The sequence below is a fragment of the Pseudomonas sp. AO-1 genome (genome assembly GCF_019775695.1).
In the GTDB taxonomy this organism is placed as follows: Bacteria; Pseudomonadota; Gammaproteobacteria; order Pseudomonadales; family Pseudomonadaceae; genus Aquipseudomonas; species Aquipseudomonas parakoreensis.
In genome coordinates, this window is record NZ_CP079947.1 from 4,289,824 (window position 1) to 4,306,359 (window position 16,536).

Genomic DNA, 16,536 nt, shown 5'->3' on the forward strand with positions numbered 1-16,536 from the left:
ATGCTGCGTTATCTGAGTCGACGTTTGCTGCTGATCATCCCCACGCTGCTGTGCATCCTGGTGGTCAATTTCCTCATCGTGCAGGCCGCGCCGGGCGGCCCGGTGGAACAAGCCATCGCGCGTCTGCAAGGTTTCGGCGGGCACAGCATGGGCGGTGGTGGTGAAGTCGCTGCGACGGGCGGTGCCGGGCGCAGCAGCCGTGGCCTCGACCCGGCGCTGATCGAGGAAATCAAACACCACTACGGTTTCGACAAGCCGATGCACGAACGCTTGTGGCTGATGCTGAAAAACTACGCCCAGCTGGATCTGGGCAGCAGTTTCTTTCGCGGTGCCAAGGTCACCGATCTGATCCTGCAGAAACTGCCGGTGTCGTTGTCGCTCGGCTTGTGGGCGACGCTGATCACCTACCTGATTTCGATCCCGTTGGGCATCCGCAAAGCGATCAGCAACGGCAGCGCATTCGATGTCTGGAGCAGCACCGCGATCATCATCGGCTACGCGATGCCGGCGTTTCTGTTTGCGATTCTGCTGATCGTGGTGTTCGCCGGCGGCAGCTACGTCAACTGGTTCCCGGTGCAGGGGCTGGTGTCGGATAACTTCGACAACCTCAGCACGTTGGGCAAGGTCGGCGACTACCTCTGGCACCTGGTGTTGCCGGTCACGGCGCTGGTCATCGGTGGCTTCGCCACCCTGACCATCCTCACCAAAAACAGCTTCCTCAACGAGATCAGCCGCCAGTACGTGATTACCGCACGGGCCAAGGGTCTGACCGAGCGCCGCGTGCTTTACGGCCACGTGTTTCGCAACGCCATGCTGCTGGTGGTGGCCGGTGTGCCGTCGGCGCTGATCGAAGTGTTTTTCGCTGGCTCCTTGCTGATCGAAACCCTTTTCAACCTCGATGGCCTCGGGCGCATGAGTTACGAAGCGGCGGTGTCGCGGGACTATCCGGTGGTGTTCGGCGCGTTGTTCCTGTTCACCCTGTTCGGCCTGTTGATCAAGCTGATCGGCGACCTCAGCTACACCCTGCTCGACCCGCGCATCGACTTCTCGGCGAGGACTGCCTGATGTTCACACTCTCTCCTCTGGGTCAGCGCCGGGTCGCGCAGTTCAAGGCCAACCGCCGTGGGCGCTGGTCGCTGTGGCTGTTCATTGGCCTGTGCCTGATCTGCCTTGGCGGCGAACTGATTGCCAACGACAAACCCTTGGTGATCCGCTACCACGGCGCTTTGTACTTCCCGATCCTCAGCGATTACCTGGAAACCGATTTCGGCGGCGAGCTGCCGTTCCAGCCGGATTACGCCAGCGCTTACGTGCACTCGCTGATCGAGGATCAGGGCGGCTGGATGCTGTTTCCGCCGATTCCGTTCAGCTACGACACGGTCAATTATGACCTGACTGAACCGGCACCCAGCCCGCCCTCGGCGAGCAACTGGCTGGGCACCGACGATCAGGCGCGGGACGTGTTGGCGCGGGTGATTTTCGGCACACGAATTTCAATCCTGTTTGCGCTGATCCTCACCGGCATCAGTGCGTTGGTCGGTATCGTTGCCGGCGCGTCGCAGGGTTATTACGGCGGTTGGGTGGATTTGCTCGGGCAACGGCTGCTGGAGATCTGGTCGGGGCTGCCGGTGCTGTATCTGCTGATCATTTTGTCCGGGTTTGTCTCGCCGAGTTTCTGGTGGCTGCTGGGGATCATGGCGCTGTTCTCCTGGCTGGCGCTGGTGGATGTGGTGCGCGCCGAGTTCCTGCGTGGACGCAATCTGGAATACGTCAAAGCCGCGCGGGCGCTGGGGCTGACCGACTGTGAGCTGATGCTGCGGCACATCCTGCCCAACGCGATGACCTCCACCCTGACCTATTTGCCTTTCATTCTGACCGGCGCCATCGCCACCCTCACCGCGCTGGATTTTCTTGGCTTCGGCATGCCGGCGGGCACCGCCTCACTGGGCGAACTGATTGGCCAGGCCAAGCGCAATCTGCAAGCGCCGTGGCTGGGCCTGACGGCGTTTTTTGCCTTGGCGCTGATTCTGTCTTTGTTGGTGTTCATCGGTGAGGCTTGCCGAGACGCGTTTGATCCGAGGAGCTGACATGCAAAACCATTTGATCGAGATTCGCGACCTGCGCGTAGCCTTTGGCGAGCAGGCCGTGGTGCACGGTTTGAACCTCGACATTCGCCGGGGTGAATGTCTGGCGCTGGTCGGTGAGTCCGGCTCGGGCAAGTCGGTCACGGCGCATTCGATCCTGCGTTTGCTGCCGGGTAAAAGCGTCAGCAGCAGCGGTTCGATTACTTACAACGGGGTGAACTTGCTGCAGGCCAGCGAGCAACACCTGCGCGGTTTACGCGGCAACCGGATTGCGATGATTTTCCAGGAGCCGATGACCTCGCTGAACCCGTTGCACACGGTGGAAAAGCAAGTCAGTGAAGTGCTGGAAATTCATAAAGGCCTGAAGGGGCGCGCGGCACGTGAGCGGACGCTCGAACTGCTGGAACTGGTCGGTATTCGCCAGCCTTTGCAGCGTTTGAAAGCCTATCCGCATCAGCTGTCGGGCGGACAACGGCAACGGGTGATGATCGCCATGGCGCTGGCCAATGAGCCGGAACTGCTGATCGCCGATGAACCGACCACCGCGCTGGACGTGACCGTGCAGCAGAAGATTCTTGAGCTGTTGATCGAACTGCAACAACGCCTGGGCATGTCACTGTTGCTGATCAGTCACGATCTGAATCTGGTGCGGCGCATCGCGCAACGGGTGTGCGTGATGCGCCACGGCGAAATCGTCGAACAGGCCGACTGCGAGACGCTGTTTCGCACCCCGCAACATCCTTACAGCCGCTTGTTGATCGAAGCGGAACCCTGCGGTGTACCGGTGCCGAGTGCGTATCAACACAATCTGCTGGAGGTCGATAATCTGAAGGTCTGGTTTCCACTGCCCAAGGCGCTGTTCAGTCGTTCACAGGCATACATCAAAGCGGTGGACGGCGTCAGCTTCCGCCTGCAACGCGGCAAAACGTTGGGGATTGTCGGCGAATCCGGTTCGGGCAAATCCACGCTGGGCCAGGCGATCCTGCGGCTGGTGGAATCCGAGGGCGAGATCCGCTTCGGCAACAAGCAACTGAGCCTGCTCAATCAGCGCTTGATGCGCCCGTTGCGGCGGCAGATTCAGGTGGTGTTCCAGGACCCGTTCGGCAGCCTGAGCCCGCGCATGTCGGTGCAGCAGATCATTGCCGAAGGCCTGCTGACTCACGGCATCGGCACCGAGGCCGAGCGCGAGGCGGCGGTGATTCGCGTACTGGAGGAAGTCGGCCTCGACCCTAAGAGTCGCCATCGCTACCCCCACGAATTTTCCGGCGGCCAGCGCCAGCGCATCTCCATCGCCCGCGCATTGGTGCTGGAGCCGGCGCTGATCCTGCTCGACGAACCGACCTCGGCGCTGGATCGCACGGTGCAGAAACAAGTGGTGGAGCTGTTGCGACAATTGCAGATCAAGCATGGGCTGACCTATCTGTTCATCAGCCATGACCTGGCGGTGGTGCAGGCGCTGGCTCATGACTTGCTGGTGATCAAGGACGGCCAGGTGGTCGAGCAAGGGGCGTCGCGGGAGATCTTTGCTGCGCCGCAGCATCCCTACACCCAGGAACTGCTGAAAGCCTCCGGCCTGAGCGTCCCGCGTAAAACTGCCGAGCTTGTGTAGGAGCTGCCGCAGGCTGCGATCTTTTGATGTTGTTTTTCAAGAGCAAAAGATCGCAGCCTGCGGCAGCTCCTACAGGGGATTGGTGGGGCCTGGAGAATATTTTTCGGCCACTGCATCCAAACGCCTCCGTCACGGGTAGTCCCTGTAGCAGCCCTCTTCGGCTGTCAGCGGTTTACCCCTTTCAGAGATAACACAGATGAACATCACTCAACTGATTGGCCTCACCGGTTTGCTCGCCCTGTCCTCGACAACCTTCGCCCAGAGCAGCTATCCCGACGCGATCAAAGTCCCGGAAGGCCACAAGATCGCCATGGAAACCACCGGCGTCGGCGAGATCACCTATGAATGCCGCGACAAGCCCAACGCGGCCGGGCAGACCGAATGGACCTTCGTCGGCCCGAAAGCGGTGCTCAATGATCGCAGCGGCCAGCAGGTCGGCACCTACTTCGGCCCGCCCGCCACCTGGCAGGCCAAGGACGGTTCGAAAGTCACCGGTACGCAATTGGCCGTCGCCCCGTCGAGCCCGGGCAACCTGCCCTATCAACTGGTCAAGGCCAACCCCGCCGAAGGCAAAGGCGCGATGAGTGGCGTGAGTTACATCCAGCGTGTCGCGCTCAAGGGCGGCGTGGCCCCGGGCAGCGAATGCACGGCGGCGAACAAGGGCAAACAGGAAGTGGTGAAATATCAGGCGGACTACATTTTCTGGGCGGCAAACTAGTTCCTTGATGCTCCTATGGGAGCGAACTGGTGGCGAGGGGATTCATCCCCGATGGGGCGCGAAGCGCCCCAAAATCCGGCAACTGCGGAGTCAGGAATTCACCGCAACCAACGGTTACGGCTGCTGTGCAGCCGGTCGGGGATGAATCCCCTCACCACAAAGGCTCGCTCCCACAGTAGAAGACTGTTGGCTGGATGTTTGAAGAATGTGAGCTAGATTGCACCCCATGTCTTTGCCTGAACCGCTGTTCGATTACGAAGCCCGTCTCGCGGCCTGCGCCCGCGGCGAGCACTCGGCCCTGCGCGATTTATATGTGCAGGAAGGCCCGCGCCTGCTCGGCGTGGCCAAGCGGCTGGTACGTGACACGGCGCTGGCCGAAGACATCGTGCATGAGGCATTCATCAAGATCTGGAACGGTGCGGCGCAGTTCGATCCGGCGCGCGGTTCGGCGCGGGGCTGGATGTTCAGCGTGACCCGGCATCTGGCGCTGAATCTGCTGCGCAATCAGGCTCGGGAAACGCCGTTCAGCGAAGATCATGAAATACCCGCGAACGAAGATGACGGTTTCGATGCCCAGGCGCATTCGGGGCGCATCCATCGCTGCCTGGAACAGCTCGACCCGCAACGCCGAAGCTGCATCCTCCACGCCTATGTCGATGGCTACAGCCACGCGCAGATTTCCCAACGGTTGGGCACGCCGCTGGGCACGGTCAAAGCCTGGATCAAACGCAGCCTCAACGCTTTGCGGGAGTGCATGGGATGACCACTGAATCGGCGCAGGAACGCGATGAACTGGCCAGTGAATACGTGCTCGGCACCCTGTCGGCGCCAGAGCGCGAAGCGGTGCAACGGCGCCTGCCCCACGAGCCCGAGCTACAAGCGGCGGTGGACGCCTGGGAGCGACGTTTGCTCGACCTGACCGATCTCGCCGTGACACAGCAGCCATCGCCGCACTTGTGGCCGCGTATCGAGCGCAGTGTCGAGCAACTCTCACGAAAAACACCGGCTCCGGCGCCCACCTCATGGTGGAATCTGCTGCCGCTGTGGCGCGGGCTGAGTGCGGTCGGACTGGCCGCGACGCTGATCCTGGGCTCGATTCTGCTGACCCAGACCACGCCGAAACCCAGTTATCTGGTGGTGCTGGTCGCGCCGCAGGACAAGGCACCGGGCTGGGTGATTCAGGCCAGCAACGCCCGGGAAATTCAGCTGATCCCGCTGGGCGTGGTTGAAGTGCCGGCGGACAAGGCGCTGGAGTTCTGGACCAAGGCTGACGGCTGGCAAGGGCCGGTGTCGCTGGGGCTGGTCAAGCCGGGTCAGGCGCTGTCGGTGCCGCTGGACAAGCTGCCGCCGCTGCAACCGAATCAGCTGTTCGAGCTGACGCTGGAAGGCGCCAATGGCTCGCCGATCGGTAAACCGACCGGGCCGATTCAGGCGATCGGCCGCGCCGTCAAAGTGCTTTGAACCCGCGTCAACCGGCCTTGGCCATGCAGCGCTTGTAGCGCTCATCCACGCGTTTGGCGAACCACGCCGTGGTCAGTTTGCGGGTGATTTTCGGGCTCTGCAGGACGATCCCTGGCAATACCGCGCGCGGCAAGGTCTTGCCTTCAGCCTTCTCGGCCAGTTCGAACACCCGTTGATAAAGCCTGGTGTCTTCAAACTCCAGGGTTTTGCCCTTTTCCAGTTGATCGCGAATCGTCGGGTTGCGCAGGCCCAGCGCTTTGCCGAGGGTGCGCACCGCCAGTTCGGTGCTGCCGGGCATGATCGAGTCGTAGCGAATCAAGTCGCCATCCAGCGCCAGCGGAATGCCCGAAGCTCGGCTGACGGCGTTCTGGAACGCGGCATTGCGGCTGGCGTACCAGCCGGCATTGAAGTCGGCGAAGCGGTACAGCGGCTCGCGGTAACTCACCGGGTAGCCAAGCAAATGCGCGATGCCGAAGTACATGCCGCCTCGGCGGGTGAACACTTCGTGGCGGATCGTGCCGTCTACCGGGTATGGATAGTCCTTGGCGTGCTGCTCGGCGAATTCGATGCTGACCTGCATCGGTCCGGCGGTGTGTACCGGGTTGAAGCCGCCGAACAAGGTGCGGCCCATCGGCACCCTGCCGATGAAGTCGTCAAAAATGGCGCTGAGTTCTTTTTCAGTGCGCGCCGCGTTCAAGCGTTCGCTGTAGGTCTTGCCGTTGGTGGAGCGCACTTGCAGCGCGCCGCTGACCAACAGGCCGGGGATATGCACTTTGGCGGCACGACGGTCGATTTCGTCGCGGGCAATCTTGCCCAGCCCCGGCACCGTCGGGTCGACCTGATAGGTCGATTCCTGCTCGGCCACGGCCAGCACTGAACAGAGATTCTGCGTGGTCGGGCTGATGTGCTGAGCGGCGAACGCGGCGTAGATGTCGGTGGCCCAGCCCTCGCGGTCGGGCACCTTGGCCGGCATCAGCCGCACGATTTCGGCCTTCACTTCAGCCGGCGCACGCGGCGCCGGCTCCTGACTGCGCTGGCCGGCGCAACCGGCGAGCGCCAGCAGCGCAGCGAGGGTAATGAGTAATCGCATGTTGCTCCATCCAGTCCATTAAGCCCGGACACCATACACAATCCGTGTAGGCGCTGCCGCAGGCTGCGATCTTTTGATCTTGTCTTTTAAAAACCAAGTCAAAAGATCGCAGCCTGCGGCAGCTCCTACAGGTGAATGTGTTTTTCGGATTGATGACAAACTGATTGCAAAACGTTACTGCGAACTCCTATCATTTGCACCTGGAGTCGTATTTGCGCAAGGAGTTCCCCGCGCTGCCCTATTTTTTCTTACCGGCCCTGCGCCTCCAGGTACGAACACATGCCCGCTTCAGTTCGCCTCTCTGTCCCGTTCCGCCCGACGCTTCTCGCCCTGCTGTGCTCCCTGACGGTCACCGCCCACGCTGCCGATGAAAACGGCAAGGCGCTGGTGCTCGACAATGTCAACGTCAACGCCCAGGCACCGACGCCGAACGCCCTGCCCCCGGTCTACGCCGGTGGTCAGGTCGCCCGTGGTGGTCAACTCGGCGTGCTCGGCAACCAGGACATGATGGACGTGCCGTTCAGCGCCGCGTCGTACACCGAACAGCTGATTCAGGATCAGCAAGCGGAAAACGTCGCCGACGTCCTGCTTAACGATGCCTCGGTACGTCAGGCTTCGGGCTACTCCAACCAGGCGCAGGTGTTCATGATCCGCGGCCTGCCGCTGAACGGTGACGACATTTCCTATAACGGCCTGTACGGCGTGCTGCCCCGGCAGATCATTTCCAGCGACGCCCTGGAGCGCGTGGAAGTGTTCAAAGGCCCGAACGCCTTCATCAACGGCGTGACCCCGACCGGCTCCGGCATCGGCGGTGGCGTCAACCTGCAGCCCAAGCGTGCCGGCGACGAGCCGCTGCGCCGCTACACCACCGACATCAACAGCGAAGGCCGGATCGGTCAGCACCTCGATATCGGCCAGCGTTTCGGCGAAGACAACCGCTTTGGCGCGCGGATCAACCTGTCCCAGCGCGAAGGCGACACCGGCATCGATCACGAGAACCAGCGTTCGAAACTGTTCGCCATCGGCCTCGATTATCGCGGTGACGCGCTGCGTATTTCCGGCGACTTCGCCTACCAGAAAGAACGCGTCAACGGTGGCCGCAACTCAGTCAACCTCGGCACCGCCACGCACATTCCGGACGCGCCGTCGGCCGACACCAACTACGCGCCAAAGTGGGGCTACACCGACATCGAAGACACCTTCGGCATGCTCCGCGCCGAATACGATTTGAACGACAACTGGACCGCTTATGTTGCTGGCGGCGCCAAGCACACCCGCGAAGTCGGACGCTACAACTCGACCACGCTGGTGGGCAACAACGGCGCCTCGTACACCACCGGCTCGTTCATCCCCCACGACGAGGACAACACCAGCCTGATGGCCGGCCTCAACGGCAAATTCAACACCGGCGCGGTCAGCCACAAGCTCAATTTCGGCCTCAGCGGTCTGTGGGCCGAACAGCGCAGCGCCTACGATTTCGACCTGACCCAGTACGCCAACAATATCTACCACCCGGTGGAAACCCCGTCGCCGGTCGGCAACTTTTCCGGCGGCGACCTCAGCGATCCGGGCATCGTCGGCAAGACCTTCAACCGCAGCCTAGCGCTCTCCGACACCCTCGGTTTCTTCGACGATCGCCTGCTGATCACCGCTGGCCTGCGTCGTCAGCAACTGGTGGTGCAAGGCTACAACTACGCCAGTTACGGCAGCGGCAGCCGCAAGTCGAGCTACGACGAATCGATCACCACACCGGTCTACGGCATCGTCTTCAAACCATGGGAGCACGTGTCGTTCTACGCCAACCACATCGAAGGTCTGGCGCAAGGCCCGACTTCGCCGACCAGCACCGGCGGCTTGCGCGTGACCAACGGCAACGAAGTCTACGCACCGGCGCGTTCCAAACAGACCGAGGCCGGGGTCAAGGTCGACATGGGCACTTACGGCGCGAGCCTGGGCGTGTACCGCATCGAGCAGCCGAGCGATGGCTACTGTGAAATCAACAGCGCCACCACCTGCACCTACGTGCGTGAAGGCGAGCAGATCAATAAAGGCGTAGAGATGAACGTGTTCGGCGAGCCGATCAACGGCCTGCGTCTGATCAGCGGCCTGACCCTGATGGACACCGAACTGCGCAACACCCAGAACGGCGCCAACGACGGCAACCGCGCCATCGGCGTGTCGAGCTTCCAGTTCAACGCCGGCGCCGACTGGGATGTACCGGGCCTGCAAGGCGTGGCGCTGAATGCGCGGATGCTGCGCACCGGCGGCCAGTACGCCGACGCGGCCAACAACCTCAGCCTGCCGACCTGGAATCGCTTCGATGCCGGTGCGCGTTACGCCTTCAAGGTCGCGCAGAAAGACGTGACCCTGCGTCTGGGCGTCGAAAACCTGGCGAACAAGAAGTATTGGGAATCGGCGCAGGGCGGCTATCTGACCCAGGGAGAGCCGCGGGTGGCGAAGTTGTCGGGGACAATCGATTTCTAAGCGTCATCCCGTCGTAACAAAGGCCCCGCAGCTTTAACGTTGCGGGGCCTTTTTTGTTTTTTGTGGCGGGTGGTAAGCCCCCTTCGCGAGCAGGCTCGCTCCCACATCGGAATGCGTTCGACTGTGGGAGCGAGCTTGCTCGCGAAGAGTCCGGCACTGGCTAGCCTTTCCATCTGATCCATACTTGCTGCACAGCCAACGGAGGACAGGCTCATGCACCGCAGCGACGTACTGATCATCGGCGCCGGCCCGACCGGTCTGGTGCTGGCTCTGTGGCTGAGCAAACTGGGCGTGCGCGTGCGCATCATCGACAAGACGTCCGCGCCCGGCACCACTTCGCGGGCGCTGGCGGTGCAGGCGCGCACGCTGGAGTTGTATCGCCAGCTGGATCTGGCCGATACCGTGGTGCGCAACGGGCACAAGGTCGCGGCGGCGCATTTCTGGGTCAAGGGCAAACCGGTTGCGCAGTTGCCGCTGCAGCGCATCGGCGAAGGCCTGACGCCCTACTCGTTCATCGAAATCTTTCCCCAGGACCAGCACGAACGGCTGCTGATTGAGCGTCTCGAAGACTACGGCGTCACCGTCGAACGCGACACCACTCTGGAAAGTTTCGAAGAGACCGGCGACGGACTCACCGCGCACTTGCGCCTGCCCGATGGCGAACAGGAAATCTGCCAGGCCTGCTATCTGGCGGGATGTGATGGCGCCCGCTCAGTGGTGCGCAAAACCCTCGACACCGGTTTTCCCGGCGGCACCTATCAGCAGATTTTCTACGTCGCCGACGTCAAGGCCAGCGGCCCGGCGATGAACGGTGAGCTGCACCTGGATCTGGATGAAGCGGACTTCCTTGCGGTGTTTCCACTGGCCGGTGAAGGCCGCGCCCGACTGATCGGCACCGTGCGTGACGAACGTGCCGACCGCGCCGAAACCCTGCAATTTGCCGACGTCAGCCGCCGCGCCATCGAGCACCTGAACGTGCACATCGACGAGGTCAACTGGTTCTCCACCTACCGCGTGCATCACCGCGTGGCCGAGCACTTTCGCAGCGGTCGGGCGTTTCTGCTCGGTGACGCGGCGCACGTGCACAGCCCCGCCGGCGGCCAGGGCATGAACACTGGGATTGGCGATGCAATCAACCTGGCGTGGAAACTCGCCGCCGTGCTCAACGGCAGCGCCACGGCGAAGCTGCTCGACACTTACGAAACCGAGCGCATCGCCTTCGCCCGGCGGCTGGTGTCGACCACCGACAAGGTATTCACTTTCGTCACCGCCGAGGGGCGCATCGCCGATCTGCTGCGCACGCGCCTGGCACCGTTTCTGATCCCGAAAATGGCCACGTTCGAGGCCAGCCGCGAATTCCTTTTTCGCACCGTTTCGCAAGTCACCCTCAACTATCGCGGCATGCCGCTGAGCCAGGGCACGGCCGGCCACGTCCACGGCGGCGACCGCTTGCCGTGGGCGCATGATGGTGAGGGGGATAATTTCGAGCCGCTGCGCCAGCCCTGCTGGCAGGTGCACGTGTACGGCGACACCAGCGACGAGATGATCGCCTGGTGCAATGAACACCATCTGTCGCTGCACGTGTTCGACTGGCGGCCGGCGTTTGACACGGCGGGGTTGGGGCGTAACGGGTTTTATCTGCTGCGCCCGGATACCTATGTGGCGATTGCCGACAACAGTGCGGATCCGAAGGTAATTGAGCGGTATTTCCGCGATCACGGCATCCGGCCGTTCTTCAACAGCCCCTGACCCAAGAACACCCTGAATACCTGTGGGAGCTGGCTTGCCAGCGATAGCGATGGATCAGCCAATATTGATTTTGACTGTGCCGACGCAATCGCTGGCAAGCCAACTCCCACAAGGGTTCTGCGGTATTCGTCAGATCCCGGCCAACGCCAGATCCATCGCAAAATAAGTGAAGATCAGATCCGCACCCGCGCGCTTGATCGCGCCCAGGCTTTCACGCACCACACGGTCCTCGTCGATCGCGCCGGCCTGCGCGCCGAATTTGATCATCGCGTACTCGCCGCTGACCTGATACGCCGACAGCGGCAGGTTCGAGGCTTCACGAATGTCGCGGATGATGTCGAGGTACGCACCGGCCGGTTTGACCATCAGCGCATCGGCGCCTTCCTGCTCGTCGAGCAGCGATTCGCGCAGGGCTTCGCGGCGGTTCATCGGGTTCATCTGATAGCTTTTGCGGTCACCCTTCAGCGCACTGCCGCCGGCCTCGCGGAACGGGCCGTACAGCGCCGAGGCGAATTTGGTCGAGTAGGCCATGATCGGAATCTGGGTGAAACCGGCGGCGTCCAGCGCCTGGCGGATCGCCCGCACCTGACCGTCCATCGCTGCCGACGGCGCGATCACGTCAGCACCGGCACGCGCCGCCGCCACGGCTTGCTTGCCGAGGTTGATCAGGGTCTGATCGTTGTCGACTTCGTGGTTGTGCATCACGCCGCAGTGGCCGTGATCGGTGTATTCGCAGAAACAGGTGTCGGACATCACGATCATTTCCGGCACCGCGTCCTTGGCAATTCGCGACATGCGCGAGACCAGGCCGTCTTCACGCCAGGTGTCGCTGCCATTGGCGTCCAGATGATGGGACACGCCAAAGGTCATCACCGACTTGATCCCGGCACGGGCATAACGCTCGATTTCGCTGGCCAGCTTGCGTTCGGGAATGCGCATCACCCCGGGCATGCTCTTGATCGGCACAAAGTCATCGATTTCTTCTTCGACGAAAATCGGCAGCACCAGATCATTCAGGCTGAACTCGGTTTCCTGGAACAGGCTGCGCAGGCTCGCATTGCGGCGCAGACGGCGGGGACGTGCTTCGGGGAACTGGCTGGACATGGGGCTTTCCTGAAATCGGAAGATGAGACGAAAGTCGTAGGGGGCGAAGCTTATGCCTTCGCTGGGCGCAGGTACAAACCTGGATCAATCAAGACAGCATTACCGGGTGCGCAATAATCCGTCAGACAACCCACATTCCCCTGTAGGAGCTGCCGCAGGCTGCGATCTTTTGACTTTGTTTTTAGAAAACCAGATCAACAGATCGCAGCCTGCGGCAGCTCCTACAGGGATTGGTGTTGATTACGAGGGAATGGTCAGGCCTCGAACAACCGCCGGCCGCGCCAGAAAACGCTCCAGCACCCGGGTCACATTCGGGAAATTGCTGATTCCCACCAGATCCCCGGCCTCATAGAAGCCGATCAGGTTACGCACCCACGGGAACGTGGCGATGTCGGCGATGGTGTAGCGTTCGCCCATGATCCAGTCGCGCCCTTGCAGACGTTTGTCGAGCACGTTGAGCAGGCGTCTGCTCTCCTCGACATAGCGGTCACGCGGACGCTTGTCCTCGTAGTCCTTGCCGGCGAATTTGTTGAAGAAACCGAGCTGGCCGAACATCGGGCCGATACCGCCCATCTGGAACATCAGCCACTGAATCGTCTCGTAACGCAGCGCGCCTTCCTGGGCCAGCAACTGGCCGCTCTTGTCGGCGAGGTAGATCAGGATCGCGCCGGACTCGAACAGCGCCAGTGGTTGGTCCTCGGGGCCGTGAGGGTCGAGGATCGCCGGGATCTTGTTGTTGGGGTTCAGCGAGAGGAATTCCGGTGACATCTGATCCTGGGTGTCGAAGCCCACACGGTGCGGCTCGTACGGCAGGCCGATCTCTTCGAGCATGATCGAGACCTTGACGCCGTTGGGGGTCGGCAGGGAATAGAGCTGAATCCAGTCGGGGTACTGCGCCGGCCATTTCTGGGTGATCGGGAACGCGGACAGATCGGTCATGGGAAACATCCAGTCACATGGAAAGCACTGATCATAATGTAGGAGCTACACGAACCGTAACATCCTGCGGCTAATGTGCATGAACCAAACCGGCCTCAGAGGACTCTGAGCTATGCCCTTCGTAACGGAAGCGCGACACACGACATGGACAACACCCGGTGCCGGGAGCCCGTGGTGCAAGGGTTGGTCAGCCCCCACCGAATTTGCTGAAGAATCCTATATTCAATGACGAACCTCATGAGTTTCGCCAAACGCTTCAAACATCGCGCCTGCGTGGCCCTGCCCTCCCTGCTGGCGGTCAGTGCGCTGACCTTGTCGCTCGAATCGAGCCAGATTCGCGCCCAGCCGGTGGACGGCACCCAGACCCTGGTTTTCCTGCGCCACGCGGAAAAGCCCGCCGGCGGCCTCGGCCAGCTCAACTGCCAGGGCCTGAACCGGGCGATCGAGCTGTCGACCCTGCTGCCGGAAAAATTCGGCAAGGCCGATTACGTGTTCGCCGCCGACCCGACACGCAATGTCGAGGAAGGCGAACGGGACAACTCCTACAGCTACATCCGCCCGCTGATGACTATCAGCCCCGCCGCGATCAAACTCGGCCTGCCGGTGAACATCGAGTTCTCCGCCAACGATACCAGTGACCTGGCGCGGGAACTGACCGAAGACAAGTACCACAACGCGACGATCTACACCGCGTGGTCGCACGGTTATCTGCCGGAGTTGATCAACAAGGTTGCCGGCAAGGCCGTCGGCGAAAAGCAGACCATCACCGACGACTGGGCGGCGGGCGATTTCGATACGCTGTATGTGCTGACCCTGACCTGGCACAACGGCAAGGCCAGCCTGCAGAGTCACAGCTACAAGCAGGGGCTGGATAACGGCAAGGCGACCTGTCCGACTTGAGGGATTGGCTGTTTGTCGGTTCCTCATCGCTGGCAAGCCAGCTCCCACAGGGTTTGGGTGATGCTTACATTTACAGCATCCCTAAAACACTGTGGGAGCTGGCTTGCCAGCGATTGGGCCAGCAAAGCCACCCTCAAACCCGCTGGTTCACTCGCTCGCGCAAATACTCCAGCACCGCCCCGCGCTCCCCGGCAAATTCAATCCGCCCGCCCTTCTTCTCCCGCTGGAACGCATACATCGGGTCGTAATACTCGCGCAACAACACGCTGATCCAGTCCCGGAACTGCTCGACCGATCCGCTGCGCGCCTGCTCGGCCAAGGCCTCTTCCATCTGCAGGAACATCCGCTGATGGCGCTCGCCGCCCAGCCGGCGCTGGATATTGTTCAAGCTAGCAATCAACCGCTCGGCATACAGCGCAAAGCCCTGCTCGCCGTGCACGGCGACGAACTCGGCGTGCAGGTTGATCACATAGTCCTGCAGAATCCGCTCGACCCGCTGTTCCAGGCTGTCTTCCAGCCAGACCATCGGCGCCACTTGCATGCCTCGGTACAACGGCAGTGGCAAGGCACAACTGCCGACTACCCGGCTCTCGTCTTCCAGCACAAACTGCTGGACGCCGCCGGCGCGTTTTTTCAACACATCAACGGCCAGACGGTTTTCGAAATCGATATTGGTCGGTTGCCCGGTGGCGCGCTTGCCGAAACTCGATCCTCGATGATTGGCGTGGCCTTCCAGATCCAGACCATTGCGCAACTGCACCAGCAGTTCGGTCTTGCCGGTACCGGTCATGCCGCCCAGCAACACCAGATCGCACTCGGCCACGGCTTGATCGATGGTTTCCAGCAGGAACGTGCGCATGGCCTTGTAGCCGCCGCCGACACGCGGGTAATCGATCCCGCCCTCCTCCTTGATCCATTGCTGGACGATCTGCGAACGCAAGCCGCCGCGAAAGCAATACAGGTAGCCGTCGGGGTGCGCCTGGGCAAACTCGACCCAACCCTGAATGCGCTGCTCCCGGACCTCGGCAGACACCAGCCGCTCGCCCAGGGCGATGGCGGCTTGTTGTCCGTGCTGCTTGTAGCAAGTGCCCACTTGCTCGCGCTCGCGGTCGTTCATCAGCGGCAGGTTGACCACGCCGGGAAATGCTCCGTGGGCAAACTCGACCGGCGCGCGGGCGTCCATCATCGGCCGGTCGTTGAGGAAAATGTCGCGGTAATCGGTGCAGTCGCGGTACATCAGATCACCTCGACTGCGTGGGTCTGTCGCTCAACCAGCTCGCCAATCGGCGCCAGGTCCAGGCCCAGTTCGGCGGCCACGGCGAGAAACTCATCGTTACCTTCAGGGGTCACCGCAATCAACAGACCACCGCTGGTCTGCGGGTCGCACAGCACGCGCTTGTGCAACTCCTGCAGACGGCCGAGCTTGCTCGAATAGCTGTCAAAGTTACGCAGAGTGCCACCGGGCACGCAGCCTTGTTCGAGGTAGTACTCGACGCTGTCCAGACGCGGCACATGGTTGTAGCGGATGCGAGCGGTCAGGTGGCTGCCATCGGCCATTTCCACCAGGTGCCCGAGCAGGCCGAAACCGGTGACGTCGGTCATTGCGGTGACGCCGGCCAGTTTGCCGAAGCGGCTGCCCGGCTTGTTCAGGGTGCACATCCAGTCACGGGCCACACCAATGTCGCCGGGGCGCAATTTGCCCTTTTTCTCGGCGGTGGTGAGGATACCGATGCCCAGCGGCTTGGTCAGGTACAGCAGGCAACCGGCGGTGGCGGTGTCGTTGCGCTTCATGTGGCGCTTTTCCACCAGACCGGTCACCGCCAGGCCGAAGATCGGCTCTGGCGCATCGATCGAATGCCCGCCGGCCAGCGGAATGCCGGCGGCGTCGCACACCGCACGCCCGCCGCGAATCACTTCCCGCGCCACCTCCGGCGCCAGCACATTCACCGGCCAGCCGAGGATCGCAATCGCCATCAGTGGGTCGCCGCCCATGGCATAGATGTCGCTGATCGCATTGGTCGCGGCGATACGGCCGAAGTCGAACGGGTCGTCGACAATCGGCATGAAGAAGTCAGTGGTCGATACCACCCCGCGCTCGGCATCAATCTCGTACACCGCCGCGTCATCACGCGAGGCATTGCCGACCCACAGTTTCGGGTCAAGGTTCTGCGCACCGCTACCGGCCAGAATCACTTCCAGCACCTGCGGGGAAATCTTGCAGCCACAACCGGCACCGTGGCTGTATTGGGTCAGGCGAATCGGCTCGCTCATGGGAGAGTCTCTGGCAGTTGATGGGGCGGATTCTAGCAGAGCGCGGGCCGGCAGATTTTTGCGCTGACTGTCCGGGCCTCTTCGCGAGCAGGCTCGCTCCCACACGGGATCTCCAGTGGACACAGAG

14 protein-coding genes are annotated in these 16,536 nt (G+C 62.0%); 9 read left to right on the top strand and 5 right to left on the bottom strand.

Annotated elements, in window-relative coordinates; genetic code table 11:
* The 6 genes from KVQ82_RS19635 to KVQ82_RS19660 all read left to right on the top strand — a co-directional run bounded on the left by KVQ82_RS19635 (position 1) and on the right by KVQ82_RS19660 (position 5,872).
* The gene (locus KVQ82_RS19635; RefSeq protein WP_108182251.1) at positions 1–1,065 is read left to right on the top strand and encodes a microcin C ABC transporter permease YejB; all 1,065 of its coding nucleotides are present in this window, start codon (positions 1–3) and stop codon (positions 1,063–1,065) included.
* Positions 1,065–2,087, top strand: coding sequence for an ABC transporter permease (locus tag KVQ82_RS19640; RefSeq protein ID WP_222015301.1), 1,023 nt, complete (start codon positions 1,065–1,067; stop codon positions 2,085–2,087). The genes KVQ82_RS19635 and KVQ82_RS19640 overlap by 1 nt, the downstream gene beginning before the upstream one ends.
* A gap of 1 nt (position 2,088) precedes the next feature.
* On the top strand, positions 2,089–3,693 hold the full coding sequence (locus tag KVQ82_RS19645) for an ABC transporter ATP-binding protein (protein ID WP_222015303.1): 1,605 nt from the start codon (positions 2,089–2,091) through the stop codon (positions 3,691–3,693).
* A gap of 196 nt (positions 3,694–3,889) precedes the next feature.
* On the top strand, positions 3,890–4,411 hold the full coding sequence (locus KVQ82_RS19650) for a DUF3455 domain-containing protein (protein ID WP_108182248.1): 522 nt from the start codon (positions 3,890–3,892) through the stop codon (positions 4,409–4,411).
* A gap of 226 nt (positions 4,412–4,637) precedes the next feature.
* Positions 4,638–5,174 carry a sigma-70 family RNA polymerase sigma factor gene (locus KVQ82_RS19655; protein ID WP_222015305.1) on the top strand — a complete coding sequence of 179 codons (537 nt, stop codon included), beginning with the start codon at positions 4,638–4,640 and terminating at the stop codon, positions 5,172–5,174.
* Positions 5,171–5,872, top strand: coding sequence for an anti-sigma factor (locus tag KVQ82_RS19660; protein WP_222015309.1), 702 nt, complete (start codon positions 5,171–5,173; stop codon positions 5,870–5,872). The genes KVQ82_RS19655 and KVQ82_RS19660 overlap by 4 nt, the downstream gene beginning before the upstream one ends.
* Positions 5,873–5,879: 7 nt before the next feature.
* Here KVQ82_RS19660 and KVQ82_RS19665 read toward each other — a convergent pair whose 3' ends face one another.
* Entirely contained in the window at positions 5,880–6,962 is a 1,083-nt protein-coding gene (locus KVQ82_RS19665) for a DUF1615 domain-containing protein (RefSeq protein ID WP_108182245.1), read from the bottom strand.
* A gap of 279 nt (positions 6,963–7,241) precedes the next feature.
* Between KVQ82_RS19665 and KVQ82_RS19670 the strand changes: the two genes are divergently transcribed.
* Positions 7,242–9,446 (top strand): TonB-dependent siderophore receptor, encoded by a 2,205-nt coding sequence (locus KVQ82_RS19670; RefSeq protein WP_222015310.1) that lies wholly within the window; start codon positions 7,242–7,244, stop codon positions 9,444–9,446.
* Between the two features lie 213 nt (positions 9,447–9,659).
* A complete protein-coding gene (locus tag KVQ82_RS19675) occupies positions 9,660–11,195 on the top strand; it encodes an FAD-dependent oxidoreductase (RefSeq protein WP_222015312.1) in 1,536 nt (511 codons plus the stop codon).
* 129 nt (positions 11,196–11,324) lie between these two features.
* Here KVQ82_RS19675 and hemB read toward each other — a convergent pair whose 3' ends face one another.
* Together hemB and KVQ82_RS19685 are read right to left on the bottom strand one after the other, a co-directional pair.
* A complete protein-coding gene (gene hemB, locus KVQ82_RS19680; protein WP_041074196.1) occupies positions 11,325–12,299 on the bottom strand; it encodes a porphobilinogen synthase in 975 nt (324 codons plus the stop codon).
* Between the two features lie 240 nt (positions 12,300–12,539).
* A complete protein-coding gene (locus KVQ82_RS19685; RefSeq protein WP_047291489.1) occupies positions 12,540–13,238 on the bottom strand; it encodes a glutathione S-transferase family protein in 699 nt (232 codons plus the stop codon).
* Between the two features lie 225 nt (positions 13,239–13,463).
* Between KVQ82_RS19685 and KVQ82_RS19690 the strand changes: the two genes are divergently transcribed.
* Positions 13,464–14,138, top strand: coding sequence for a histidine phosphatase family protein (locus KVQ82_RS19690; protein WP_222015313.1), 675 nt, complete (start codon positions 13,464–13,466; stop codon positions 14,136–14,138).
* A 133-nt stretch (positions 14,139–14,271) separates the two neighbouring features.
* On the opposite strand, the gene mnmH is transcribed toward KVQ82_RS19690, so the two are convergent.
* Both mnmH and selD read right to left on the bottom strand, forming a co-directional pair.
* Positions 14,272–15,375 (bottom strand): tRNA 2-selenouridine(34) synthase MnmH, encoded by a 1,104-nt coding sequence (mnmH, locus tag KVQ82_RS19695; protein ID WP_222015314.1) that lies wholly within the window; start codon positions 15,373–15,375, stop codon positions 14,272–14,274.
* Positions 15,375–16,409, bottom strand: coding sequence for a selenide, water dikinase SelD (selD, locus tag KVQ82_RS19700; RefSeq protein WP_222015316.1), 1,035 nt, complete (start codon positions 16,407–16,409; stop codon positions 15,375–15,377). Before selD ends, mnmH begins: the two co-directional genes overlap by 1 nt.
* Positions 16,410–16,536: the final 127 nt, after the last annotated feature.